This window comes from Frankia sp. R43 (assembly GCF_001306465.1).
Taxonomy (GTDB): domain Bacteria; phylum Actinomycetota; class Actinomycetes; order Frankiales; family Frankiaceae; genus Parafrankia; species Parafrankia irregularis.
Genome location: NZ_LFCW01000005.1, coordinates 828852 through 853482 on the forward strand (window position 1 = coordinate 828852; position 24631 = coordinate 853482).

A 24631-nucleotide genomic window follows, 5' to 3' on the forward strand; every position below is an offset into this window, starting at 1 on the left:
CTCACCCCCGCAGCGTCCCATCCGCCTATGACGGCATCCGAGCCGGGGTAGGTCACCCCGACCCGGGTAACTCGCTGCCTCACCAGTTGGCGCCCAGGCCCACCTGTGCAAGAGCCGCACCGAATGCCTGCTCCCACGCCTGGGGGGTGCCGACAACGCGCTCCGAGGGCGGCTTGACCCGATCCAGGCAGGCCAACGCCGACCGGGTCAGGGACAGCGAATCCGTACTCGTCACCTCGGCGTGACCGCGGTCGAGCTCCTTCTGGAGGTTGTCCCGCCCATGCCCGGGCACGACGTCCATCAGCAGCAGATCGCGCCCGATCACACGGGCCTCACTGCAAGTGTCTCCCGAAGAGGTGACCACAAGATTACTGGCAGCCATCAGCTCAGGAATCCGGTTGGTAAATCCAAACGGGATCACCCGGTGGTCTCGTTCCGCGAGCGCGGCGAGCTGGCCGGCGAGCTTCTCGTTACGCCCGGCGACCGCGAGGACCCACACACCGGCGGCGGCAAGCGCCTCGGCCGCCTCCACCAGCGGGCCCAGGCCCCAGGAACCGGACATGAGCAGCACGCACCGGCTCTCCAGCGGAATACCGAGACTGCCCCGGGCCTCCTCCTGGGTCGGCGGGTCGTAGAAGGGCGTCCGCACCGGTGTCGGCACCACGGCGACCCGTGCCTGCGGCGAGAACCTGCGCACGTAGCGGGCAGCGGTCTGGGATGTCACGAGGAACAGGTCGGTGTTCTCCTGAACCCAGATCCGGTGCACACAGCAGTCGGAGGAGAACACGGCGGTAACCAGGCCCGGGAACTCCGGCTTGAGCCGGCTGACCGCCGCCGCCGCGGAGGCGAAAATCGAGATGACCATGTCCACCGGCTGGGCCTGCAGGTCCTCCCGCAGGCGCGGCACCAGAAACCTGCTGGACGTCTGCTCGATCGCGCGGGCGACGCGGCCCCCGGTGCGGAGCTGGGAGAAATGTAGCGCGTCGTAGACACCGGGAATGGCGATCAGGCCACGGAAGACGTTCTGCCCCAGCGCACCGTTACGACCATCCGTCATCCGCAGGCTGTCCGCCGTGCGGGTGGTGAACCCGCGGCGTTCCAGCGAGGTCGTGCAGGCCTCCGCCATCACGTCGTGGCCCATTCCAAGTGAGCCGGAGAGCAACAGCACGTTGCCTCTCCGCGACTCGGCCCCGCTTTCCGCAAGGGTCTCGCTCACAGTTCCACTGATCTCGTCCATCTTCGTCACGCTCACTCCGATGAGGCCGCGGAGACGCCGAGATCCCCGACGGATGGCGCAGCCGCCGCAGGTGGCTGCCGGTTTGCCTGATACCACTCGATGTACTGCCGAACCCCGTCCCGGAACGGCGTTGTCGGCCGCCAGCCGAGAAGGTCCGCCGCACGTTGCGCGGAGATCTCCCGGCCACGGAAGTCCCCCGGCCGGGCGGGAATGCGCTCGATCGCCACCGACGGGAAGTACGCCTGGACAGCCTGCGCCATCTCCAGCACACTCACCCGCTCGTTGCCCTCGAGCGCGATGGTCGTGTTCTCCGCGGCATCCGCGAGCGCGAGCACGTGCGCATCCGCGAGATCACGAACGTAGACGTACTTCCGGAACTGCCTGCCGTCACCCGCGACGGTCAGCGGGCGGCCGGCCATCGCGTTGTTGACGAATCTGGCAAGCACCAGCTCGTCGCGCATACCGGGGCCGTAGGGGATGCCGTACCGCAGGATCGTGAACGTGAGCCCGTAGGTCTGCAGATAGCTCTGCAGCAGCAGTTCGGCCGCCAGCTTGGTCGAGGTGTAGACATGCCCGGCGCGGGCGAGCACGATCTGGGCGTCCTCGGTGAGCGGGTCGGGTTCCGGGCCGTCGGCATGCGGCGAGGGCGGCGGGATCCGGCCGCCTGACGGGTCCGAGAGGTCGGTCAGGTCGGCGGGGTCGGCCGCGGCTCCGTAGACCCAGACAGTGCTGGCGAAGATGACGCGCCTGACACCGGCGTGCCGGGCCGCCTCGCAGACCTTGCCGGTGCCCTCGACATTGAGGCGGACCGTGCGCACCGGGTCCGCGAAGGCGAAGTCGACGTTGGACATGCCGGCGATGTGAAAGACGACCTCGACACCGGCGAACGCGTCGGTCAGCGCCTCGAGGTCCAGCACGTCGATCTCGCGGTAGACCGCGCGCGGATCCGGCCGGGAGCAGGTGGCCAGGTCAAGGGACAGGACCTCGTGGCCGGCGTCGAGCAGACGATCGACGACGTGACCGCCGATGAAGCCGGAGCCTCCGGTGACGGCGATCCTCATCGCGCCGCCCCGTCCAGTTCCAGAGCGCGCACAACCGCACGGAAAGACGCGATGACGTGCTCGACCTCCGCCTCGGTCATGTCGGAATGCAACGGGAGGCACACGTGCCGGGCACAGATGTCCTCCGCCACCGGCAGACCGGACCGCGCGAACTTTTCGAAGACCGGTTGCCGATGTAGCGGAACCTCGTACACCTCGCCTGCAAGCGAAACTCCGTGACCATCTCGCAGCTCCAACTTCACCCGGGCACGATCAGCACCCGGCGGAAGAAGGACCGGATACTTGTAGTAGTTAGTCACTCCGCCCTCGACCGCACGTGGCCGGTCCACCCCCATCTCGTCGATCGCCAGGTCGTAGCAGGCAGCGACGCCACGCCGGTGGTCCAGGAACCGGTCGAGGTGACGCAGATGCACCCGACCGGTCGCCGCGTGTACCTCACTCATCCGCCAGGCGTATCCCTGCCTGATATGGATGTTGCCGAGAAATCCAGCCTTGCCCTGGTCCCGATAGACGAGAGCCTCGTCACGCAGGCGCTCGTCCGCGGTGACGACCATTCCACCCTCACCGCTTGTAATCAGCTTGGTCGGATAGAAGGAGAACGATCCGGCGACTCCGAAGGAACCGGCGCACCGGCCGGCGAGGCTTGATCCGTGCGCGTGCGCCGCATCCTCGACGAGCACGATCCCACGCTCATCGAGAACAGCTCGCAGTTCGTCAATGTCCGGCGGAATCAGCCCACCGATGTGCACGACGACCACCGCCTTCGTTCGCGGGGTCACCGCGGCCAGGACGGTCTGGGGGCTCAACGCGAACGTGTCCGCACTCACATCGGCGAAGATGGGGGTTCCGCCCGCCCGCAGGACGGCGAAAGCAGTGGCCGCAAAGGTGTTCGTCGGCACGACGACGTCGAATCCGTCCACGTCGACACTTCTGAGGATGATCTCAAGCGCGGCCGTTCCACTGTTCACTGCAACGGCGTACGGAGCACCGTGTGCCGCGGCGAAGGCCGCCTCGAATTGTTGGGTCTGCCTGCCAAGAGTCATTGCGCCGGTCGTGAGTACCTCGGCCGCGACTGACGCGACCTCCGCACGGTCTTCCTGCGAGAACACGATGCGCGCCGCGGGGACCTGCACCAGTTCACCCCCTAGGTCAACAAGGCCAGCTGCCTGTAACCGACCGCATACGCAATGCGATCGGCTCTGCACGCTACCGGCTCGCCCCCAGGCCGGCTCGCAACGTCGCGAAACCAGACCATCCGACTGATCAAAACCAAAGGTCCGACCCGCCCGGATCGCGTGTATTTGCCCCCACCTTGCTGTTGGAAGGCTACAGACCCCGTGAGCGGCACCCGCCACGACTTTCATAGCCCGGCCGAGTGACCCTCGACCACGCCTCGCAGGTGAGCTCCACCCCCGACGCAATTCCAACCCAAAGCGACGACACATATTGCCTATGCGACGAACGAAGGCCAACGCCAGCCGAGTGCTGCCCAACCGGGGTCGACCGCATTCGTATCGTCATCATCATGATGATGGTAGGTCACCGAATGGGTTCGCCCGATCGGTGTCGTACACACGACGATCGTCACCGTTCCGACCTCCCCGCAGCGGCGATACCGAGCTGATACCGACTCGATCCTGCAAGCGGAACGGGCGACCGAACCAGTGCACATGTCGTACTGGCCGCAGCGATCGGCATGCCCGCTATCGCCGTCCGCAGCTATCACAGCCGACAGCGGTCATCCGTGTCAGGAAAAGAGCACCCTCACGTGAAGGCTGGGATCAGTGCGGCAGCTCACCATGGGCGAACCGGATGAACTCGACCAGGAGAATCGACCCGCGCGCCAGATGGCCACTCGGCGGTTCTCGCACCACCAGCCCACCGGATGTGCCATTCATCGGCACGTTTCAGCGATGTTGTGGGCTTGTTTCGGTTCCAAGGCGGGCGCAGGTCACGCGTCGGAGCCGGAAAAAGAAGAAGCCCCGGCGGGCCGAGCAACTCCTGACGTACGGGGGGAACGTAGGGTTTGCGCGGGTCTCGCCGGGACGTATATCCACCTTACGACCCCCAGATGTCAGACGCGACAGGACCAAAGTCCCCACCCTGTGGGACCAACGACATGGAGGGGTGATCCTGTGCAACTGGACACCGTGTCAGGGCCTCGTCGAGCCGTCGAGCCATCGAGTCGTCCAGCCGGAGCCTTCGGCCTGGCCCCCAGGGGCCTGGGCCTTGGTCAGGCCTCCTCGAAAACGATCTCGCCGCGATCCGCGTCGAAGAAGAGCCAGTTGCTGGGGCGGCCGATCGCCGGGCCCACGTTGACGACCGTTGTCACCAGCCCACGCCCGCCGACCGCCCGCGTGGGAACCGGTACCGGTACACCGGAGACCACCGGGACGGACCTGACCGACCCGACCCGCTCATCCGGCTCGGGCTCGTCCTCCCCCCGAGCCCCGGGCGCGGGCGCGTGGGTGCCGCCGTCACCCGGCTCGACGCCCCAGCGGATCTCGAACACCGCTCGCCGGTGCGTGTGCCCGACCAGGATGAGCGGAACCGCCGGCACGTCCTCGACGCGGGGCAGGTAGGAATCCGAGACCTCGTCGTGACTCCAGCCGATCTGGTGCCCGTGCATCCCCAGCGCGCAGTCGATGTGGGTCATCGACTGCCCGGAGAGCAGCGGCGCGAGCAGGTCCGGCGTCTGCTCGGGGGTGAGCAGGTCCCGGATCCGCTCCTCCTGGTTCCCCAGGATGCGCCGCACGGCGACAAGGTCGGACCACAGCTCGGGGTCGGGATCGACGACCTCGTCGAGTGGCCAGAACCGGGCCGGGTCGTGCCTGCGCCAGGGCACCTTCGCCTCCAGGTAGTCCCCAAGGCACACCACCTCGTCGACCCCGACCTTGTCGGCGGCCGCGAGGACCCGGCGCAGTGCCTTGCGCTTCCCATGCAGGTCTGCCATCACCGCGTACCGCATGTTTCCAGCTTGCTCCAACGATGAGGGGGCGGATGGGACGATCAACGGAAAGATCACATCGAGCGGACGGGAACTGCGCCCCGACTACCCAGAGGGGTCATCCGAAGACCAGTTTCCGGCAACGCGAGGACCAAAGGAGCCAGTGATGCGACCGGATTGTCACGTTGGCCACACACGGGAAACACCAGGGTGCTTCACTGCCACCGTGCCGCGACCGGACGTACACGATGGGCATCGACATCTCGGTGTGCTGCCGGCCCATCCCTATTACGGCGGGCCAGCGGTCCTGCCCACGGTCGGTGCCCGCGCCACCATCGCCGAGCTGCGCGCCGACCTGGACTCCGAGGGCACGTCCGCGGCGCTGGTGATCCCGAACTACGGCGTGCCCGACCCGTCGGTCCCGTTCGGGCTGAACGAGCTGTGCGTGGAGGCGGCCCAGGCGGACGAGCGGATCCTCGCCGGTCTGTGGGTGTCGCCGCTGGTACGGGACACGGCGGCCACCGAGCGGGCGCTCGCGCTCGCCGGCGAGCCCGGCGTCGCCGCGCTCAAGCTCAGCTTCCTGCTCGGCGGCGACGCGGACGACCCGGCGTGCCAGGGGCGGCTCGATCGGATCTTCGCGGTCGCGGCCGCCCACGACCTCGTCGTTCATGTCCACACCTCGCCCGGCGGCCCGGCCGACGTCGACCGGATGGGTCGGCTGGTCGACGAGTACGCCGATCGGGTCGCCGTGCATCTGGTGCACCTGGGCGGAGGCGTGAGCGGGCACATCAAGCTGATCGGTGGGCGGTTCTTCGACTGGGTCGCGGCCGGTCGGCGGGTCTACACCGACGCGAGCTGGGCGGTCGGCTTCGCGCCCCGCTGGTACGCGGCGGAGGTCGCCCGCCGCGGCTTCGGCCACGACCGGCTGCTCTTCGCCAGTGACGAGCCGTGGAGCGACCACCCCGGTGAGCTCGCGCGGCTCACCGCCGCGATCGACGACCCGGAGCTCGCGCGCAGGGTCCTGGCGGAGAACTTCCAGGACCTCTACTTCCGAAAGCGGACAGGACGACCACACCCGACGACTACTTGAAGTAGCCCATCCAGGCGAAGATGCAGTAGTCGATCACTCCAGGCCAGACCAGGACCAGATCAGGACAGGAGCACTAATGGAGCTGACGGAGCTGGAGCGCCAGAGCCTCACCGAGGTGCCACACCCGTCGCTCCCCCCGGGGAGCAACCTGTACGGCTCGACGAAGCTGTTCCCCGATTTCCAGGCCGAGAACGGCGAGTCCTACCTCACGCTCATCCACGGCATCGCGCACGAGTCCTCGGTGACCTACGTGGCCATCCTGCAGGCGACCCGGGCCCTGCGCAAAGGCTTCGAAACAGTCATCTATTTCTATGGTCCCGGCGCCATGAACTGCATGGCCACCCGGGGCTTCCCGCACACCGGCGACTCGGCGTTCGCCGGCGAGCACAACATCAACGCTCAGATCGAGACCTTCATCAAGGAGGGCGGGAAGGTCTACGTCTGCCGGTTCGGCCTGTCACTGCACGGCCTGCGCGAGGAGGACCTGATCGAGGGGGTCATCCCCGCCCACCCCCTCGACATCCAGGACTGCGTGATCTATTACACGCGCAAGGGCGCGATCGTGAACTCGACGTACATGCTCTGACGCCGCATCAGGCCGCGCCGCCCGCGCCGGACCATGCGCCTGGCGCGGGCGCGATCTCACCGCTCCACCCCGATCTCCCGCCCAGGCCCGCCGTTGGATGCCCACGCGCGCCGACGGGCCGGGCGCGGACCCCCGACGGGAGACACAGATGAACCATGGCCTGGCGACCGATCGCCGGCCGGACGAGGCGGCGGACACCCGGCCTCCCGGGGGTTTCGACCTCGCCGTGCGCAGCGCTGTCGCCGTCCACGGAGTGCGTGTCAGCGCTCCGGTCCAGCGCCGCAGCGGTGCCGGGCCGAGCGACGACGGCCACGTCGTCGTCGCGGGCCGAGGCCTGGCCCTGCCCATCGTCCCGACCAGCCCCTACTCCATCGACGCCGGCCGGCTCCTGTTCGCCGGGACGGATCTCGGCGTCGAGGCCACACCGGTACGCCGGCCGCGTTTCTACGACCTGACGACCGCGGACGGGGTGCCGTATTCGCGGCTCGCCCGCCTGCACAGCGCGGACGTCCTGGCCACCACCGTGCTGCAGACCTGCGTCCGGTACCGCGAGCCCGACCGCTGCCGCTTCTGCGCCATCGAGGAGTCACTGCGCGCCGACGCGACGACGAGGCTCAAGACCCCGGAGCAGCTCGCCGAGGTGGCGCGGGCCGCGGTCACGCTCGACGGTGTCCGTCAGATGGTCATGACCACGGGCAGCACCGCCGGCCCCGACCGTGGCGCCAAGCTGATCGCCGACTGTGTGCGCGCGGTGGTGGCCGCCGTTCCCGGCCTGCCCGTCCAGGTGCAGTGCGAGCCACCGGAGGACCTGGCCATCCTCGGTGAGCTGCGCGCCGCCGGGGCGAGCACGATCGGCATCCACATCGAGTCGCTGGACGACGAGGTCCGGCGCCGCTGGACGCCCGGCAAGGCGACCGTCAGCCTCGCGGAGTACGAGCGGGCCTGGGCGGAGGCGGTTCGGGTCTTCGGCTGGAACCGGGTGTCGACCTATCTGCTGGTCGGGCTCGGGGAGGACCCCCAGGAGCTGGTCGAGGGCGCACGCCGGCTCATCTCGCTGGGCGTGTACCCCTTCGTCGTCCCGTTCCGTCCGCTGGCTGGAACGCTCGCGGCGCGCGACGGCGCCCAGGCGCCCGACCCCGAGCTCGTCTCGGACGTGACGGCCCGCGTCGCGGCAGCGCTGGCGGCGGCCGGGATGCGTGGTGCCGATCAGGGCGCCGGCTGCGCGGCCTGCGGGGCGTGCTCGGCGCTGCCCCAGGCCGGGGGATGATCATGTACGGTCTGTTGCCGGGAGATCGCGCTCCATCCCGGAACCGGGCGGAGACGGTGGACACGCTGGCCGTCTGGGGCGACCGGCGCACGCTGGACGCGCAGCCGCCCTACCGCGTCGAACAGGCCGACGACCTGGCGACCTTCACCGCCTATGCGCGGCTGCGGCGCGAGGTCTTCGTCGACGAGCAGGGACTCTTCCCCGCCGGCGTCGCCGGCGACCTCGACGAGGTCGACACCGATCCGCGCAGCATCGTCCTGGTGGCCCGGGTGGTCGGCGGCCCGGATGACGGGGTCGTCATCGGCGGTGTACGGCTCGCACCCATCTGGCGCGGTGAGGACATCGGCGCCTGGCAGGGCGGCCGGCTCGTCGTCGCGACCGCGGCGCGCGCCCGGTACGCGGGGGTCGGTGCCGCACTGGTGCGGGCGGCCTGCGCACGGGCCGAGAACGAGGGGGTGCTGCGTTTCGACGCCGCGGTGCAGCCCGAGCGGGTCCGCTTCTTCGGCCGGCTCGGCTGGATGATCGCCGGGACGACGACGGTCGCAGGCCGCCCCCATGTGCTGATGCGCTGGCCGATCAACCGGCTGGCCGCGGTCGCCGCCTCGATCAAGGCGCCGTTGGCGAACCTGCTGGCCGGCCTGCGTCCGGGCGGCCCCGGCTTCGTCGGCGACGACGGCGCGCCGGTGCCCGGCACCGACGTCGTCGCCGCCTGCGACGCGATCATCCCGTCCATGGTCGAGCGTGACCCGTACTGGGCTGGCTGGTGCGGGGTGCTGGTCAACCTGAACGATCTGGCGGCGATGGGCGCGCGGCCGGTCGGCCTGCTCGACGCGGTCGCCGGGCCGACCGTGTCCCGGGTGGCCCGGGTGATCGGCGGGCTGCGGGCCGCCGCGGAGCGGTACGGCGTCCCCATTCTGGGCGGGCACACCCAGCTCGGAGTGGCCTCGGCGTTGTCCGTCACGGCGCTGGGCCGCTCCGACCAGCCGATCCCCGCCGGCGGGGGCCTGCCCGGGCACGCGGTCACCCTCACCGCTGACCTTGGCGGGGAATGGCGGGCCGGGTACTCCGGCCGGCAGTGGGACTCGACGTCCGCACGGCGCACCGCCGAGCTGCGCGCGATGCTGGACCTGCCCCGCCGGCACCGGCCGTGCGCCGCCAAGGATGTCAGCATGGTCGGCATCGTCGGCACGCTCGGCATGCTCGCCGAGGCGAGCGGCTGCGCCGCCGAGCTGGACGTCGCCGCGGTTCCCCGGCCGGCGCAGGCGACTGTCGGTGACTGGCTCACCTGCTTCCCCGGTTACGCCATGCTTACGGCGGACGTCGACGACCGCCCGGTGCCGGCGCCCCGCCCGGCGACCTCGGGGCGTTGCGGCCGCCTGCTCAACGGCTCCGGGGTGACGCTGCGCTGGCCGGACGGAGTCCTCACCCCGGCGCTGTCAGGCCATGTGACGGGCCTGGGCCACGCGTGAGCACGACGTGGCGCCCGGTGGTGGGCAGCGGGCGGGCGCGGCCTGCCCGCGGCCCGGTGACCATCGCCGCGGTCGCCGCGCCGTTCGGCCGTGACCTGGACGAATGCTTCGCGAGAATCGGTGCGCACATCGACGCGGCCCGGCAGCGCGGCGTGGATCTCCTCGTCCTGCCCGAGGCCGCGCTCGGCGGTTACCTGCACACGTTGCCGCCCAGCGGCGCCGATCTGGCGCCGGACGGCGGGCCGCCCGCACTCGATCCGGACGGACCGGAAATCGCCAGGCTCGTCACGCTCGCCCAAGATATGGTGGTCTGCGCCGGCTACACGGAGCGTGACGGTCCTTACCGGTACAACAGTGCGGTGTGTGTCCACGGTGACGGCGTGCTGGGCCGCCACCGCAAGGTGCACCAGCCACTCGGCGAGGGCCTCGTGTTCGAAGCCGGCCGCTCCTTCACCGCCTTCGACAGCCCGCTCGGCCGGATGGGAATGATGATCTGCTACGACAAGGCGTTCCCGGAAGCCGGGCGAAGCCTCGCCCTCGCCGACGCGGCGATCATCGCCTGCCTGTCAGCGTGGCCGATCTCCAGCACCCAGCCGGCCCAGGAGGTCGGTGACGACCGCTCCCTGCACCGGTTCAATCTCTACGACCAGGTTCGCGCGTTGGAGAACCAGGTTGTCTGGGTGGCGTCGAACCAGACCGGCGCTTTCGGGTCGCTGCGGTTCGTGGGCAACGCGAAGGTCGTCCACCCGGACGGCTCGGTGCTGGCCACCACCGGTACGGCCGAAGGCCAGGCCGTCACGACCGTCGACGTCACCGAGGCGCTACGGCGGGCACGGGGCGGGATGAACCTGCTGGCCGACCGGCGTGCCGCGACCTACCAGCCGCCGTGCCTGCTGGCCGGTGACCCGTATGACCCCCGGCGCTCCGGCGCGGTGGCCCGCTGATGCCGGACGCACTGATGCCGAGCGCCATCGTGATCGGCGCCGGGGCCTCCGGGCTCGCCGTAGCCCTGCTGCTGGCCCGCGGCGGCTGGCGCGTCGACGTCCTCGATCGCGACCCCGACGACCGGCCTTCCGACCTCGCGGACGTGGCGGACTGGCACCGCCCGGGCGCGACGCAGACCTGGCACTCGCACGCCTTCCTGGCCCGGGGCCGGTCCCTGCTCCGCGAGCACGCCCCGGAGATCCTCGACGGCCTGCGGGCCGTGGGTGTCCGGGAGACGCGGCTGAGCGAGCATGCCCCGCCGACGCTGACCGACGTCCCGCCGGAGGACGACGAGCTCGTCGTGCTCGGGTGCCGCCGCGCCACCCTGGACTGGGTGATGCGGGATGTGGTCGGCCGGGAGCCCGGTGTCACCATCCGGTCCGGTGCTCGGGTCGCCGGGCTGCTGACCGAAGCGCGCGGGTCGGGGTCCGCGTCGGGAGCGGGTTCCGCGTCGGGAGCGGGTTCCGCGTCGGGAGCGGGTTCCGCGTCGGGAGCGGAGGCGGTGCCAGGAGCGGAGGCGGCGTCGGGGGCGGGTGCGCCGCTGGTGGTTCGCGGTGTGCGCCTTGCCAACGGCAGCAGCCGCACCGCCGACCTGGTCGTCGATGCCGCGGGGCGGCTGTCGCCGGTCCGCCGCTGGCTCGTCGACGCGGGAGCGGAGCTGCCGCCGCCGGCCGAGGTCGACTGCGGCATCGCCTACTACTCGCGCTTCTACCGGCGGCGCGGCCCCGAGCCCGCCGTGGCGCTCAACCGCGGGCACACCGCCGGCGCGTCCTTCGACCGCTACTCCTGCCTGATGTTCCCCGCCGACCGGGACGTCTTCTCGATGACCTTCGGCGTCCTGCCGGAGGACGGCGACATCCGGGTGCTTCGGCACGGCGCGGCCTTCGACGCGGCGGCCCGGGCCATCGAGATGTTCGCGCCGTGGCTTGACGCCGAGCAGGTCGTGCCGGTCTCACCCGTCACCGCGATGTCGCACCTGAGCAACCGGCTACGGCCGCTGGTGGCGGACGGGCGTCCAGGGGTGCTCGGCCTGCTCACGGTCGGCGACGCGGCGATCATCACGAACCCCGCGCACACGCGGGGGGTGACGCTCGCGCTGCTGGGTGCCGTGCGGCTGGCCGAGACGGTCCGGGCGATCCGCGACCCGGCCGACCGGGCGCTCGCCCTCGACCAGTCGCTGCGCACGGAGTTCGCCCCCTGGTTCGAGGACTCCGTCCACCAGGACGCCGCCCGCCTGCTGCGGTGGCGGCCGGACAATCCGGGCGTGCGCAGCGGCGACCACCCGTCACCCACCAATGGTGCGCTGCCGACTGGATACACCCCGTGGCCGCCGAGACCCGAGTGGGGGGCGAACGCCCTGGCCGCGGCCGGGGCCGGCGTCACCAACGGTGAGGCGTACCTGGCCGCCCGCCGCGACCCCTGGGTGTGGGACCGCTTCACCCGCCTGCAGAACGCGCTGCTGCCGCCGTCCGCCGTGCTGACCGACAGCACGTTCGTCGCCCGGGTGCGCGACGTCCTGGCGACGGGCTGGCGCCCGGATCCCGTACCCGGCCCCAGCCACGGGGAGCTGATGGGAATCGCGACCGAGGCCCTCGCCCAGGAGGGCGCCGGCGCCCGTGCCCGTGGGAACTGAGCACGGCGCCACCACGAGCGGGACCGGGCCGAGCGGGATCGGGCCGCTCTCGGTGGCACTGCTGACCTACTCGACCCGGCCACGTGGCGGGGTGGTGGCAACCCTCGCGCTCGCCGAGGCGCTGGCGCGGGCCGGGCACCAGGTCGACCTGTGGACGCTGGCCCGCGGTGGCGACACGGGATTCTTCCGGCCGGTCGACCCCGCCGTGCGTGTGCGTGCGGTGCCGTTCCCGGATGCCCCGGGCGACGAGTCGGTCGGGCAGCGCATCCTGCGCTCGATCGCCGTGCTCGGCGAGGCGTTCGACGCGCACCGCGGCACCGGCACCGGTTCCGGCGCCGCCTACGACGTCGTACATGCCCAGGACTGCATCTCCGCGAACGCGGTGGTCGACTGCGTCCGCACGGTGCACCATCTCGACACGTTCACCACTCCCGAGCTGGTCACCTGCCATGAACGCGCGCTGCGCCGCCCGCGGGCGCATGTGTGCGTCTCGACCGCCGTCGCCGCGGAGCTGGCCGCCGGCTGGGGCATCAACGCCACCGTCATCCCGAACGGCGTGGACGCGGCTCGGTTCACCGCCGCGGCGGCCCCGCAGGGCCCCGCCCGGGCGGCCCGGGAACGCTGGCAGTCCCGGCTCGGCCGGTACGTCCTCACCGTCGGCGGGATCGAACCGCGCAAGGGGACGTCCGACCTGATCGAGGCGTTCGCGCTGCTGCGCGGCCGCTCGACGCCGGTGTCGCTGGTCCTCGCCGGTGGGGAGACGCTGTTCGACTACCGTGGCTACCGTGATCATGTGCTGGCCCGCGCCGCCGAGCTCGGCATCGAGCCCGTCCTGCTCGGGCCGGTGCCGGACGAGGAGCTGCCCGCCCTGGTCGCCGCGGCGAGCGTGTTCGCGTTCCCGTCCGCGAAGGAGGGCTTCGGGCTCGCCGCGTTGGAGGCGCTCGCCGCCGGGGTGCCCGTCGTGACCCGCGACCTGCCGGTGCTGCGCGAGGTGCTCGGCGCGGCCGGGAGCGCCGTGTCCTTCGCGTCGTCCCCGACGGGCTTCGCGGCCGCGTTGGACCAGGTTCTCGACGCGACCGAGCCGTGGCCGGGCACGTTGCCGGATCCCGCCCGGACCGCCGCCGGCCGGGCGGTGGCCAGCCGCTTCAGCTGGGATCTCGCCGCGTCCCGGCATGTGGCCTTCTACCGTGCCCTGCAACGATGAACGGTACGGCTGCGCCAACGCAGCGTGGCGGCAACCATGCGACCGATTCCGGAGGGTTCTGGAGCAGGTGCGATTCCGTCTCGACCGGTGAGTCGGAAATCCGACGAATCCGTCACCGAACCGGCAGACACCGGCGCGAGCTCGTCCACGGTGTTTCATCAGGGATGCGGCAGTCGCCGAGGACCACAACGACGAGCCGAACGGCAGACATGGATGTATGACGAAGCACCGGCCTGGTTCGAGGCCGCCATCGATACTCGCCCCGATCGGCTGGAAACCGAGGTCGACGGGACGGCCATCAGCTACCGGTGCTGGGGGCCGGTCGACGGGCCCGCGATCGTGCTGGTGCACGGCGGGGCGGCCCACGCCGGCTGGTGGGACCACATCGCGCCGCTGATACCGGCCGAGTACCGGGTCCTGGCGCTGGACCTGTCCGGTCACGGCGACAGCGGCCGGCGCGAAGAGTACTCGCTGAGCACCTGGGCGTCCGAGGTCATCGCGGTGATCGACCACGCGGGGATCACCTCGCCGCCGATCGTGATCGGCCACAGCATGGGTGGCTGGGTCACGATCACCACCGCGGCGGAGTACCCGGACCGGGTCGCCGGAATCGTCGTCATCGACTCGCCGGTGAAGGAGTCAACCCCCGAGGAGCGGGCGGCGCGGGAGCGGACGGCGTTCGGCCCCCTGCGGGTCTACGCGACCGCGGCCGACGCGCTGGCCCGGTTCCGCACCGTTCCCGAACAGCCGAACAGCCTTTCCTACATCATCGATCACATCGCACGGAACTCGATGGGGGCGATGCTGGGCGGCTGGGCCTGGAAGTTCGACCCCAACGTGTTCGGCAACCGGACACCGTCCCCCGAGATCCTGCGCAAGGTCCACTGCCGGGTCGTCCTGTTCCGCGCCGAGAAGGGCCTGGTGACGCCGGACATCGGCCACCTGATGTACAACCTGCTCGGCCGGGTCGCGCCAGTGATCGAGATTCCGCTCGCCGGGCACCACGTGATGCTCGACCAGCCGTTGTCACTGGTCACCGGGATTCGCACCATTCTCGCGGACTGGGAGCACTCGTCCCCGCAGGAACGCGCCGACTGACGCACTCCCCGCCCCCTCGTCACCCCGATCCGTCCCCCCCCGACCACGGTTTATCCGGCGACCGGCGGGCATCCGGGTCTACACCGATCCGTATGGACACCGCCGGAGGGCGGGTCTCCGGTCCGGTTGAGAAGGGGATGGCATGACCAGCACACTCAGCCGCCAGCCGACGACACCGGCCACACCCCCCGTGGACCGCACGGGGATACCGCCGGACGCGCAGGTCACCGTGCGTGTGCCGGTCGACGGCTCGCCCCCGGCGAACGCGGCCACCGGAGCGCGCCAGGCGAGCACGGTCGCACGGGGAGCCAGCCCGCACGGGGCCGCGACAGCCACCCCGACGGCCTCCGGTGTCGGCGCCGGCACCGCCGTTCACCCCGGCTCCGGGGCCGTCGCGGTGGGCACCGAGGCCGGGAGCATGCCCGGTGCCGGGAGCACGAGCGGCGCCGGCCTTGAACGGCGACGCCCGGCGTCGACCGGGCATCTCGTCGCCGAGGTGGCGACCGACGTCTCGACGCTGTTCCGCCAGGAGGTCGCCCTCGCCAAGGCCGAGCTGCGCGAGGAGGCGACGAAGGCCGGCAAGGGCGCCGGCATGTTCGCGGCGGCCGGCGGCGCCGGCTTCTTCGCACTCGTGTTCGTCCTGCTCGCCGTCATGTTCGGGCTCGGCTCGGTCATGGCGCTGGGATGGGCGGCGCTGATCGTGGGTGTCGTGCTGGCCGCCGCGGCGGGCGCACTGGCGCTGCTGGGCCGCCGGACGGTCAAGGCGGTGCACCCTGCACCGAAGCAGACGGTGGAGACGCTGCGCGAGGACATCCACTGGGCCCAGAACCGGCGGCGCTGACCACCCCGCGCCGGCACCCGGCACGGCAGGCACCCGGCACGGCAGGCACCCAGCATCGTCGAAAGGATGGCGCACGTGACCAGCACCAAGCCCGACGAAATCCGTTCTGAGATCGAGGCGACCCGTGCGCAGCTCGGCCAGGACCTCGACGTGCTGTCCGACCGGCTCCGCCCGCACAAGGTCGCCGGACGCACCGCGCAGGGCGTGAAGACCAAGGTCGCCGGTGCTGGCACGGCGGGGCGCACGAAGGCGACCTCGCTGGCGGTGGTGGGCCGGGACCGGGCGCGGGAGAACCCGCGAATCGCCGGCTCCGCGGCTGGCGGCGCGGCCGCGCTCGGCGTCCTGACCGCTGTCGTCGCACGCCGCCGCCACCGGCGCGGTCACACCGCCTAGCCCGGGCCCGAGGCATACCCAGCCGGGCATACCCAGCCGGATGTCAGTGCTCGGCGGCGTCCGCCGGTGGTCTCGGCGAGGCCGTCGGGCCCGGTTGTGCCGCCGCCGGTGGCACCTGAGCCGACGGTGGTGTGGCCGCGGGCACCTGAGCCGTCGGAAGGCCTGGTGTGCGCGGGACCGCGACGATGCCGTGCCGGGCACGCAGCTCCAGCAGCTGCGACTGCCGATCCGCGCTGATCTCCTCCTCGGCCAGACGTGCGTCGGCGGTGTCGGCCGTCCAGCGGACAGCGCCTTCGACGCCGTCCCGCCGCATCTGGTAGTCCTCCCATCGGGCCGCGAGCCGGGCCGCCACCGCGGGCGCGAGATCCCGCCGCTCGCGCGCGTTGTGACCCACCTGCAGTGCCTCGACCTCGGCGGATGTCTCGTCCCGCCACCGGGCGAGGCGTTCCCGGCGCCGGTACGGGCTCGCGTCCAGCCCGCGCTTGGACAGCAGTGGCGCGAGGTCCACCCCGAGCAGCAGCAGGGTCAGCAGCAGCCGCCATGCGAGCACCGAGCGGTCCCGCGTGGTCAGTCTCCAGAACGCCTTCTCCCGCATGAGCAGGTCGTTCGCCGCCACGCTGGTGCTGGCGGCGGTCCTGGCGAAGGCGGTCCGGTTCTTCTCCTGGGTGGCGCGGAACTCGTCCAGACCACGCTGGGCGGTGTCCCGCAGCCGGGTGGCGTCACCTACGGCGGCGGTGGCGGCGGCCAGCTCGGCGAGCTTGATCTGGTAGATCGGCCCGGCCCCGACGAGGCAGGACGGGCCGCCGGTGAGCTGGCAGTTCACCTCCGCGGTCTTGGCCTCGACAAGTGAGTTGGCGGCATCCAGCCCCCTTTTCTTCGCGGCCAGATCAGCGGTGCGGGCGGCCAGCTCACCCTCCTGGTTCGCATCCCAGGAGGCCATGATCCGACCGTTCTCCTCCTGCTGGATCTCGGTGACGGTGGTGGCGATCGAGGTTTCGAAGATGCGGAGCAGTATGGCCTCGCCGACGATAATTGCCCCGCACACCGCGATGAAGACCCGGACCATCACGGAGAAGCCCGGTCCGGTCGTTTTGACGCCACCCTCCGCGTCATATCGGTAGGACGACTGCGTCAGCAGGACGGAGCGGTCGATGAAGAATATGAACAGGGCGTAGAAGAGCCCGTAGGGAAGCGCGCGGGCCATTCCGGTGCCGAAACCGACGGACACCACGGTCGCGCCGGCATACGTGGCGAGTGCCGAGGTCAGCAGCATCAGCACGCCCGCGGTGACGAACCGGGCCCGGTCGGTCGGCGGCAGGAATTTCGGCTGTGCTCCGGCGAGGAAGACCAGGGTGTCACCGACCGCGCGCAGCGGTCCGCGCGACGGAGCCGCTACTTCCCCAGGATTACTGGACGTCTGCGGAGAATGTTGCACAGGACCCCCGTCCAACCGGCACGACACAGGTTTCGCGCTGCCTTCTCCACAAACGGACCGCGCGCGACGGGCCCCGCCGCCGGGCAGCGCGGTCACATTATCGACCGGGCGGCGTTCCCACAATTCGCCGGTGGCGGCCCGCGACGATGGGCTCGTGCACCGCATTTGCGGCCCCTGGGATAGTCTCGGCATTGCGCGGACGACGGCCATCAGGGCCCAGCCGAACGGACGGAGTGGCGAATGGCACGTATCAGTGTCGAGGTGGAGCGGATCGTCGGCGGGTCACCGGAGCGGGTGCTGGCCCTGCTGTCCGACTACGCGGGCACCCGGCCGCAGCTGTGGCCCGAGATGATCACCGACTATCGGGTGGTCGAGGGCGGCGAGGGCGCCGGTACCCGCATCACCTACCGGCTGCACGCGACCCGCAAGCGGGTGCGCGAGGTGGACGCGCTCGTCAGCACCCCGTCGGCCGGCAAGCTGCTGGAGGCCGACCAGCGTTCGTCACTGCGCACCGAGTGGTCGGTCCGGGCCGCCGGGGCGGGCGGCAGCACGGTGTCGGCGCACACCACCTGGGATGGCGCGAGCGGCATCGGCGGCTTCTTCGAGAAGACCTTCGCCCCGATCGGCATCCGCAAGCTGAGCAACGCCGTCCTGGACGGGCTTGAGGCCAGGCTGCACTGACCCGGCCAGCCGCCACGGGCGAGCGGCAACCCGCCGGCGGCCGGCGGACCGCGGTCACGGTCCGTATCCACGCCTGGCGTGGCCGCGTGGAAGGCCACCGGATCACAGCGGGGCACTTCCAGGGCGGGCACAGTGTGGGCCCGGTGCGGGCACAGACCTGCGCCGCGGCCCGGGGCTGCCCGAGGCTGCCCGGAGGTGGCCTACCCGAACTGGGGGACGAAGCGCGCCCAGCACGCCGAATAAGCACAAAAAGTACAGACGTGACCATGTGCGCGTGCCCGCACCAACGAGTCTCGCCGGGGCACCGTGCTCCCCCCGACCGCCACGGGCGATCGGTGGAGAGGGATTATCTGGAGTACCAACCCCCGGGAGAGGTACCGGCGGGGACGATGAGGACACAGGCAAAGGCGGTTGCGGATCGTGACGACGGCGTCCCTCCCGGAGACGGTGACTGTCCAGGCGCGGATCGCCGCGGAGCTGGGCGTACGCGAGGGGCAGGTGGCCTCGGCGATCGAACTGCTCGACGGCGGGGCGACCGTGCCCTTCATCGCCCGGTACCGCAAGGAGGCGACCGGCACCCTCGACGACGCGCAGCTGCGCGCGTTGGAGGAGCGGCTGCGCTACCTGCGGGAGCTCGAGGAGCGCCGGGCGGCGATCCTCGACTCCATCCGCAGTCAGGGCAAGCTTGACGACGCGCTCGAGGCGCAGATCATGGCCGCCGAGACGAAGGCCCGGCTGGAGGACATCTACCTCCCCTACAAGCCGAAGCGCCGTACGAAGGCGCAGATCGCGCGCGAGGCCGGGCTGGAGCCGCTCGCCGACGCCCTGCTCGCCGACCGCACCCTCGACCCGCGTACGGCCGCCGCGGCCTACGTCGACGCGGAGAAGGGCGTCGCCGACGAGACCGCCGCGCTGGAAGGCGCCCGCGCCATCCTGGTCGAGCGCTTCGCGGAGGACGCCGACCTGATCGGCGACCTGCGCGAGCGGATGTGGTCCCGCGGTTTCCTCGTCAGCCGGGTGCGCGAGGGCAAGGAGTCCGACGGCGCCAAGTTCGCCGACTACTTCGACTTCGCCGAACCCTTCACCAAGCTCCCGTCGCACCGCATCCTCGCGATGTTCCGCGGTGAGAAGGAGGAGGCGCTCGACCTCAGCCTGGAGCCGGACGCGCCCGTCGACCCGGCCGAACCGGCGGCGGCCGGCCCCAGCGACTACGAGCGGCGCATCGCCGACCGCTTCGACATCGCCGACGAGGGCCGCCCGGCCGACCGCTGGCTGCTCGACAGCGTCCGCTGGGCCTGGCGGACGCGGATCCTCGTCCACCTCGGTGTGGACCTGCGGATGCGGCTGTGGACAGCCGCCGAGGACACCGCCGTGCGGGTCTTCGCCGCGAACCTGCGCGACCTGCTGCTCGCCGCCCCCGCCGGGGAGCGGCGCACTCTCGGCCTCGACCCCGGCTTCCGCACCGGCGTGAAGGTGGCCGTGGTCGACGCCACCGGCAAGGTCGTCGCGACCGACACGATCTACCCGCACGTGCCGGCCCGCCGCTGGGACGAGTCGATCGCCACCCTGGCGCGGCTCGCCACCGAGCACAACGTCGACCTGGTCGCCATCGGCAACGGCACCGCGTCGCGGGAGACCGACAAGCTCGCCGAGGACCTGATCCGCCGGCACCCGGACCTGAAGCTGACCAAGGTCATGGTCTCCGAGGCCGGTGCGTCGGTGTACTCGGCGTCGGCCTTCGCCTCGCAGGAGCTGCCCGCGCTGGACGTCTCCCTGCGCGGTGCGGTGTCGATCGCGCGCCGGCTGCAGGACCCGCTGGCCGAGCTCGTCAAGATCGATCCGAAGTCGATCGGGGTCGGGCAGTACCAGCACGACCTGTCCGAGACCAGGCTGTCCTCCTCGCTGGACGCGGTCGTCGAGGACTGCGTGAACGCGGTCGGGGTGGACGTCAACACCGCCTCGGCGCCGCTGCTGGCCCGCGTCTCCGGCATCGGCGGCGGACTGGCCGACAACATCGTCCGCCACCGTGACGCCAACGGCCCGTTCCGGTCCAGGACGGGCCTGCTCGACGTCCCGCGGCTCGGGCCCAAGGCGTTCGAGCAGTGCGCCGGCTTCCTGCGCATCCGCGGCGGCGACGACCCGCTCGACAGCTCCAGCGTGCACCCGGAGTCGTACCCGGTCGTGCGCCGCATCCTGTCCGCCGCCGGCGGCGAGCTGGCGGCCCTGATCGGTGACACGAAGACCCTGCGCGGGCTGCGGCCGACGGACTTCGTCGACGACGCCGTCGGTCTGCCGACCGTCACGGACATCCTGGCCGAGCTGGAGAAGCCCGGCCGTGACCCGCGGCCGGCGTTCCGCACCGCGGAGTTCACCGAAGGCGTGGAGACGCTCGCCGACCTGACGCCCGGCATGGTCCTGGAGGGCGTCGTCACGAACGTCGCGGCCTTCGGTGCCTTCATCGACATCGGCGTGCACCAGGACGGGCTCGTCCATGTCTCGGCGATGTCGAAGAACTTCGTCAGCGACCCCCGGGATGTCGCCAAGCCCGGTGACATCGTGCGGGTGAAGGTGCTCGACGTCGACATCCCGCGCAAGCGGATCTCGCTCACCCTGCGGCTGGACGACGCCGCCCCGGGCACTGCGGAGGCCGGCGGCGGTGGCCAGGGCGAGCGGCGCACGGGTCGCGGTGGCGGCCGAGGCGGGGCCGGCCGCGGTGGCGCCGGGCGGGACGGCGGCCAGGCGGCCGGAGGATCCTCGGGTGAGTCGGCCGGCGGGCGCGGTGGCGGTGGTGGCGGCGGCCAGCGTCGCGGCGGCGGGGCCGGTGGCGGTGGCCAGCGCGACGGTGGCGGCCAGCGCGGTGGCGGCGGCGGCCAGCGTGGCGGCAGTGGTGGCGGCGGCGGTGGCCAGCGCGGTGGCGGGCGAACCGACGGCGCGATTGCCGACGCGCTGCGCCGCGCGGGGCTGGTGACCGGCAACGAGGTCACGCTCGGAGACACCGGTAACGACAGCAGGGACAGCCGCCGCCGCGGCCGCCGGTAGCCCGGTAGCCCGGTAGCCCGGTAGCCCGGTTTGGCGAGTCGCAAGAGTGGACGATTGTGGTCGTCGCGACGACCACAATCCTTCCTTCTTGCGGGTCGCCAGGCGGCCCTGCACCCCCTTTGTCGCCCTTGCACTAATTGTCGGCGGGGATCCCAGGATCGTCTCAGCACAGCCCGGCGGGAGCCGCCTCGATGAAGCGGTCCGAGACCACGAAGGTCGCGAAGTCCGCGTACTGGTTGATCGGGCTGGCCCAGCTCAGGTCGTCGCCGCCGAAGAAGGTGGAGAAGAAGACCCCCTCGATCCGCAGCGCCGGAGTGGTACGGAAGAGCATTCCGTCCTGGCGGAAGACCTCGCGGCCGTCCACCCAGACGACCACCGAACCGTCGGCCAGGCCCGGGGTGTTGAGCCGAACCCGCTGCTGCACCACCGCCCAGCGCCCCGGGACGAATTCCCAGGTGCCCAGGCCGAGAGTCGTCCCGTAATCCGTCGATGTCGGCAGGTAGGCATACACCTGCCCTTTTCCACCGGCGCGCCACATGTATCTCGTGGAGAATCCGTTGGTTCCGTCCGGAGTGTGCCCACCAGCCACGTGGTCACCACCGAAAAGACCTGGCAGCTTGCCTCCCCGGGCAAACTGGAAACCTTCCTGAAAGCGGACCCGGTAGCTGAGGTGGACGTCGTCGCGGGGGCCGTCCCGAAAAAGGAGATAGGCCTGCGCGCCGCCGGAGGGCGCACCGTCGCGCTCGACCGACAGCTGGCTGGCCGACCCGGCCGGGTAGCCGACCCGGATGTATCTCCACCCGCAGCCCGCGCCGGCCGGCCGCACGGCCACCCGCTCCAGGCCGTACGAGCCGTGCCGGCGGATGACCAGCCCGGGCCCGAAGAAGCTCTGCAGACGCGGGGCGACGGGCGTGGTCGCCGGAGCCAGCAGCGGCACCTCGGGAGCACGTTCGGGATCACCGTGCCGCGGACCGGACGCACAGCCCGCCAGGGCACCGGCACCGGCACCGAGCAGCGCCGCCAGCAGCACGCTCCGTCGCGACCCTGCACTCACCGCGTTCTCCCCCGACCCGCGTTTTGTCTCTTCTGCCGCTGGGCGTCACCCGTTCCCCGCGGGCGCAGGACCACATGTTGCGCCTGACGGCGGCCCGGGGCGGTGCAGGCCGCGCCCGGCTGAGCCTTTTCCATCGTCGACTCGGATCCGCGGCATCGCTGGCCGTGCACCGTGAGACGGAAAAGGCTCAGTATCGCCGGTGAAACACCCGCGGATCGGTCAGGTCAGCCGGCCAGCCGAACAAGGGCCGGACCGAGATAGGATGCCAACGCGGTCGAATACGTCCCGGTTATGTGGCTCTTGTCGTAGTACACGATGGTGTCACCGATGATCGGCGGGCACTCGTCCTTCGTGCACAGCCACGGAACCGGGTCGACGAGCATCGCTCCGCCGGCCGCCGCACCCCTGATCTCGATGGCGCGCTGCGGTTCGGTCAGTTTCGCGCCGGCGACCCGAACAATGCACCTGCGAACGTTCGTCGGGTTCCGGGCCAGGCAGTCCGGCACGTCGAAGCCCGGGTAGGGGGTGTCCTCGATGAGGACGACCTTGGCCCCGGTCGAGCGCAGGTCGCGCACGACCTTCGTCATGCCCCCGGGCCCGACCCGAATCGCCTCCGTCCGCGCCTCCGAGCCGATGACCACCAGGTCGGGCGACAGTGCCCTGATCCGGCCCAGCACGTCGGCACGCCAGGTGTTGCACTCGGTGTAGACCCGCTTGAGGGTCTCCAGGACGAAGTTCGGGTAGTCCGCCGGCGGGCAGCCGCCCTTTGTGTACGGGACGAGCCGCCAGCCGTTCCGCCGACTCACCTCGTTCATCGCGTTGAACCACTGGTTGGCGTGGGAGTCGCCGAACAGCACCACCGTCCGCCGGCCCTGAGGGTCGCCGTAGACGCAGTCCGTCGGGGTGCCGCTGGTGATCGAGGTGTAGCACCGGTTCGACTTGTAGTCGTTCGGGGCCTGCTCCAGCGACGGCCGCAGGCCCCCCGGCAGGTCGCCGAGGTCCAGCGACCGCTCGATCAGCCCGGTGAGCGCCGCGGACCGCACCGTGACGGCACCCGTGCCGGCCGGGTCGGCACCTGGGGCGGCCGGGTCGGCACCTGAGGCGGCCGGTCCGTCCGGGCTGAGCGGGCCGGGGCCGACCGTCGCCCCGACGGCCGCGGCCAGGCTGGTGGTCGCCGTCGGGCCGCCCGTGGGCAGCGCGGCGGCCTGGGCGACGAGGAGCGCGACCAGCACCGCGGCACCGGACGAGACCAGGCCGAGCCCCAGCCCCAGCGCCGGCCGCCGGGCCAGCACCGGCCTGCGCCGGATCGGATTCTCGACCAGGTGGTACGTGAGGACCGCGAGCACCAGCGACAGTGCGATGGCGGCGAGCTTCTCACCCGTGCGCAGCGGCTCCCCGGAGGCCAGCGGCCAGAGAACCAGCACCGGCCAGTGCCACAGGTACCAGGAGTAGCTGACCCGTCCCACCAGCTGGCACGGCCGCCGGCGCAGCAGCAGCTCGGCGCCGCGGCGCGGCGCGGCGCACCCGCCGGCGATGACCAGTGCCGACCCCGCGACCGGCAGCACTGCCACCAGCCCGGGGTACAGCGTGTCCTCGCCGAACACGCAGGCGGCCACCAGGATGCCGGCGAGCCCCAGCCAGGTCAGCTGTGCGGACAGGGCTGGCCGCAGCCGGCCCAGCCGCGGTGCTCCCAACGCGACCAGCGCGCCCAGTGCCAGCTCCCAGGCCCGGGTGTGGCTGCCGAAGTAGGCCCAGGGCGCCGACCGCGGGGTGAGGACCGCGCTGAGGGTCAGCGACGCCACCACCACCACGAGCAGCAGCACCGCGACCGGGCCGGTGCGCCGCCGTCGGGCCGGGCCGACCAGCGCGGCCGTCACGACGAGCAGCAACGGCCACACCGCGTAGAACTGCTCCTCGACCGCCAGCGACCAGAAATGCTGGAACGGCGAGGGCGGGCCTTCCGCCCGGAGGTAGTCGGTGCCGGCCTGGGCCAGCCGGATATTGATCGCCGACACGGCCGACAGCGCCGCGTCGACACCGGTCGAGTGGATGCGCAGCGGCGACACCCACCGCCAGGCGCCGAGCATCGTCGCCACGATCACGACCGTGGCGGCCGGCACGATCCGGCGGGCCCGGCGGGCGTAGAACCCGGCCAGCGAGATTCGTCCGCGGGCGGATCTTTCCGTGATCAGCTGCCGGGTGATGAGAAAGCCGGAGATCACGAAGAACACGTCGACGCCGACGAAGCCACCGGGAAGGGCCAGTCCGGAGTGGCCGAGGACGACCAGGATCACCGCGACCGCACGCAGGCCCTCGATATCCGGCCGGAACTTTCTGAGCCGACCAGCCGACCCGTCCGTCGTGTCCAGCCCATCGGGCCGGGCGGGACCGGCGGGCCGGGCGGGACCGCCGGCCTGGTCGGGGCTGTCCGGCGTGTCCGCGACGGGAACGGCCGGAGCGGGCCCGGTGCCGACGGGCGCGGCCGCGGTGGGCGGCCGCGCGTCGGTCACCCGCGGGTAGAGCAGGCCCGGATAGGCGAACGTCGTGCCCGGGGATCGCTGGTCGGACGCCCGTGGGCCGGGCGCGGTCGGCGTGCCTCCACCGGCGGCCAA

General features: G+C 71.6%; 19 protein-coding genes. 12 read left to right on the forward strand and 7 right to left on the reverse strand.

Going from position 1 to position 24631, the window contains the following annotated elements; genetic code table 11:
• Positions 1 to 79: 79 nt before the first annotated feature.
• The 4 genes from ACG83_RS24440 to ACG83_RS24455 form a co-directional block, all read right to left on the reverse strand.
• Complete coding sequence (locus tag ACG83_RS24440) at positions 80 to 1237, reverse strand: glycosyl hydrolase (protein ID WP_054568636.1); 1158 nt, start codon at positions 1235 to 1237, stop codon at positions 80 to 82.
• An 11-nt stretch (positions 1238 to 1248) separates the two neighbouring features.
• Positions 1249 to 2298, reverse strand: a complete 1050-nt coding sequence (locus tag ACG83_RS24445) for an NAD(P)-dependent oxidoreductase (RefSeq protein ID WP_054568506.1) — start codon at positions 2296 to 2298, stop codon at positions 1249 to 1251.
• Positions 2295 to 3431, reverse strand: coding sequence for a DegT/DnrJ/EryC1/StrS aminotransferase family protein (locus ACG83_RS24450; RefSeq protein WP_054568507.1), 1137 nt, complete (start codon positions 3429 to 3431; stop codon positions 2295 to 2297). The genes ACG83_RS24445 and ACG83_RS24450 overlap by 4 nt, the downstream gene beginning before the upstream one ends.
• Before the next feature lie 1100 nt (positions 3432 to 4531).
• Positions 4532 to 5266, reverse strand: a complete 735-nt coding sequence (locus ACG83_RS24455; RefSeq protein ID WP_054568508.1) for a metallophosphoesterase — start codon at positions 5264 to 5266, stop codon at positions 4532 to 4534.
• 145 nt (positions 5267 to 5411) lie between these two features.
• Between ACG83_RS24455 and ACG83_RS24460 the strand changes: the two genes are divergently transcribed.
• The 10 genes from ACG83_RS24460 (at position 5412) to ACG83_RS24505 (ending at position 15810) form a co-directional block, all read left to right on the forward strand.
• Entirely contained in the window at positions 5412 to 6335 is a 924-nt protein-coding gene (locus tag ACG83_RS24460; protein ID WP_200931368.1) for an amidohydrolase family protein, read from the forward strand.
• A gap of 76 nt (positions 6336 to 6411) precedes the next feature.
• Positions 6412 to 6921 carry an MSMEG_0572/Sll0783 family nitrogen starvation response protein gene (locus tag ACG83_RS24465; RefSeq protein WP_054568510.1) on the forward strand — a complete coding sequence of 170 codons (510 nt, stop codon included), beginning with the start codon at positions 6412 to 6414 and terminating at the stop codon, positions 6919 to 6921.
• A 148-nt stretch (positions 6922 to 7069) separates the two neighbouring features.
• Positions 7070 to 8188 carry an MSMEG_0568 family radical SAM protein gene (locus tag ACG83_RS24470; RefSeq protein WP_076826259.1) on the forward strand — a complete coding sequence of 373 codons (1119 nt, stop codon included), beginning with the start codon at positions 7070 to 7072 and terminating at the stop codon, positions 8186 to 8188.
• Positions 8189 to 8190: 2 nt separating this feature from the next.
• Complete coding sequence (locus ACG83_RS24475) at positions 8191 to 9657, forward strand: MSMEG_0567/sll0787 family protein (protein ID WP_054568511.1); 1467 nt, start codon at positions 8191 to 8193, stop codon at positions 9655 to 9657.
• Positions 9654 to 10601 (forward strand): carbon-nitrogen hydrolase family protein, encoded by a 948-nt coding sequence (locus ACG83_RS24480; RefSeq protein ID WP_063793183.1) that lies wholly within the window; start codon positions 9654 to 9656, stop codon positions 10599 to 10601. Before ACG83_RS24475 ends, ACG83_RS24480 begins: the two co-directional genes overlap by 4 nt.
• The gene (locus ACG83_RS24485) at positions 10601 to 12274 is read left to right on the forward strand and encodes an NAD(P)/FAD-dependent oxidoreductase (protein ID WP_235498143.1); all 1674 of its coding nucleotides are present in this window, start codon (positions 10601 to 10603) and stop codon (positions 12272 to 12274) included. The genes ACG83_RS24480 and ACG83_RS24485 overlap by 1 nt, the downstream gene beginning before the upstream one ends.
• Positions 12264 to 13478, forward strand: a complete 1215-nt coding sequence (locus ACG83_RS24490) for an MSMEG_0565 family glycosyltransferase (RefSeq protein WP_054568640.1) — start codon at positions 12264 to 12266, stop codon at positions 13476 to 13478. Before ACG83_RS24485 ends, ACG83_RS24490 begins: the two co-directional genes overlap by 11 nt.
• A gap of 213 nt (positions 13479 to 13691) precedes the next feature.
• Complete coding sequence (locus ACG83_RS24495; protein ID WP_054568512.1) at positions 13692 to 14576, forward strand: alpha/beta fold hydrolase; 885 nt, start codon at positions 13692 to 13694, stop codon at positions 14574 to 14576.
• A 142-nt stretch (positions 14577 to 14718) separates the two neighbouring features.
• Positions 14719 to 15417: a phage holin family protein gene (locus ACG83_RS42775; RefSeq protein ID WP_083473503.1), complete on the forward strand. Its 699-nt coding sequence runs from the start codon at positions 14719 to 14721 to the stop codon at positions 15415 to 15417.
• A 66-nt stretch (positions 15418 to 15483) separates the two neighbouring features.
• Positions 15484 to 15810 carry a DUF3618 domain-containing protein gene (locus ACG83_RS24505; RefSeq protein WP_235498144.1) on the forward strand — a complete coding sequence of 109 codons (327 nt, stop codon included), beginning with the start codon at positions 15484 to 15486 and terminating at the stop codon, positions 15808 to 15810.
• 43 nt (positions 15811 to 15853) lie between these two features.
• Here the strand turns inward: ACG83_RS24505 and ACG83_RS24510 are convergent, their stop codons facing one another.
• Positions 15854 to 17245 carry a DUF4407 domain-containing protein gene (locus tag ACG83_RS24510; protein WP_054568514.1) on the reverse strand — a complete coding sequence of 464 codons (1392 nt, stop codon included), beginning with the start codon at positions 17243 to 17245 and terminating at the stop codon, positions 15854 to 15856.
• Between the two features lie 240 nt (positions 17246 to 17485).
• Here ACG83_RS24510 and ACG83_RS24515 point away from each other — a divergent pair, with 240 nt between their 5' ends.
• On the forward strand, positions 17486 to 17926 hold the full coding sequence (locus ACG83_RS24515) for an SRPBCC family protein (RefSeq protein ID WP_006544117.1): 441 nt from the start codon (positions 17486 to 17488) through the stop codon (positions 17924 to 17926).
• Between the two features lie 420 nt (positions 17927 to 18346).
• Positions 18347 to 20965 carry a Tex family protein gene (locus ACG83_RS24520; RefSeq protein ID WP_054568642.1) on the forward strand — a complete coding sequence of 873 codons (2619 nt, stop codon included), beginning with the start codon at positions 18347 to 18349 and terminating at the stop codon, positions 20963 to 20965.
• A gap of 163 nt (positions 20966 to 21128) precedes the next feature.
• On the opposite strand, the gene ACG83_RS24525 is transcribed toward ACG83_RS24520, so the two are convergent.
• Positions 21129 to 22019 carry a polysaccharide lyase gene (locus tag ACG83_RS24525; protein ID WP_054568515.1) on the reverse strand — a complete coding sequence of 297 codons (891 nt, stop codon included), beginning with the start codon at positions 22017 to 22019 and terminating at the stop codon, positions 21129 to 21131.
• A 224-nt stretch (positions 22020 to 22243) separates the two neighbouring features.
• Positions 22244 to 24631 (reverse strand): acyltransferase family protein, encoded by a 2388-nt coding sequence (locus ACG83_RS24530; RefSeq protein WP_083473504.1) that lies wholly within the window; start codon positions 24629 to 24631, stop codon positions 22244 to 22246.

Coding starts and splice junctions, on each gene's coding strand:
- ACG83_RS24440 (WP_054568636.1), bottom strand. CDS start 1,237: ATGGACGAGATCAGTGGAACTGTGAGCGAGACCCTTGCGGAAAGCGGG.
- ACG83_RS24445 (WP_054568506.1), bottom strand. CDS start 2,298: ATGAGGATCGCCGTCACCGGAGGCTCCGGCTTCATCGGCGGTCACGTC.
- ACG83_RS24455 (WP_054568508.1), bottom strand. CDS start 5,266: ATGCGGTACGCGGTGATGGCAGACCTGCATGGGAAGCGCAAGGCACTG.
- ACG83_RS24460 (WP_200931368.1), top strand. CDS start 5,412: ATGCGACCGGATTGTCACGTTGGCCACACACGGGAAACACCAGGGTGC.
- ACG83_RS24465 (WP_054568510.1), top strand. CDS start 6,412: ATGGAGCTGACGGAGCTGGAGCGCCAGAGCCTCACCGAGGTGCCACAC.
- ACG83_RS24470 (WP_076826259.1), top strand. CDS start 7,070: ATGAACCATGGCCTGGCGACCGATCGCCGGCCGGACGAGGCGGCGGAC.
- ACG83_RS24475 (WP_054568511.1), top strand. CDS start 8,191: ATGTACGGTCTGTTGCCGGGAGATCGCGCTCCATCCCGGAACCGGGCG.
- ACG83_RS24485 (WP_235498143.1), top strand. CDS start 10,601: ATGCCGGACGCACTGATGCCGAGCGCCATCGTGATCGGCGCCGGGGCC.
- ACG83_RS24495 (WP_054568512.1), top strand. CDS start 13,692: ATGTATGACGAAGCACCGGCCTGGTTCGAGGCCGCCATCGATACTCGC.
- ACG83_RS42775 (WP_083473503.1), top strand. CDS start 14,719: ATGACCAGCACACTCAGCCGCCAGCCGACGACACCGGCCACACCCCCC.
- ACG83_RS24505 (WP_235498144.1), top strand. CDS start 15,484: ATGGCGCACGTGACCAGCACCAAGCCCGACGAAATCCGTTCTGAGATC.
- ACG83_RS24515 (WP_006544117.1), top strand. CDS start 17,486: ATGGCACGTATCAGTGTCGAGGTGGAGCGGATCGTCGGCGGGTCACCG.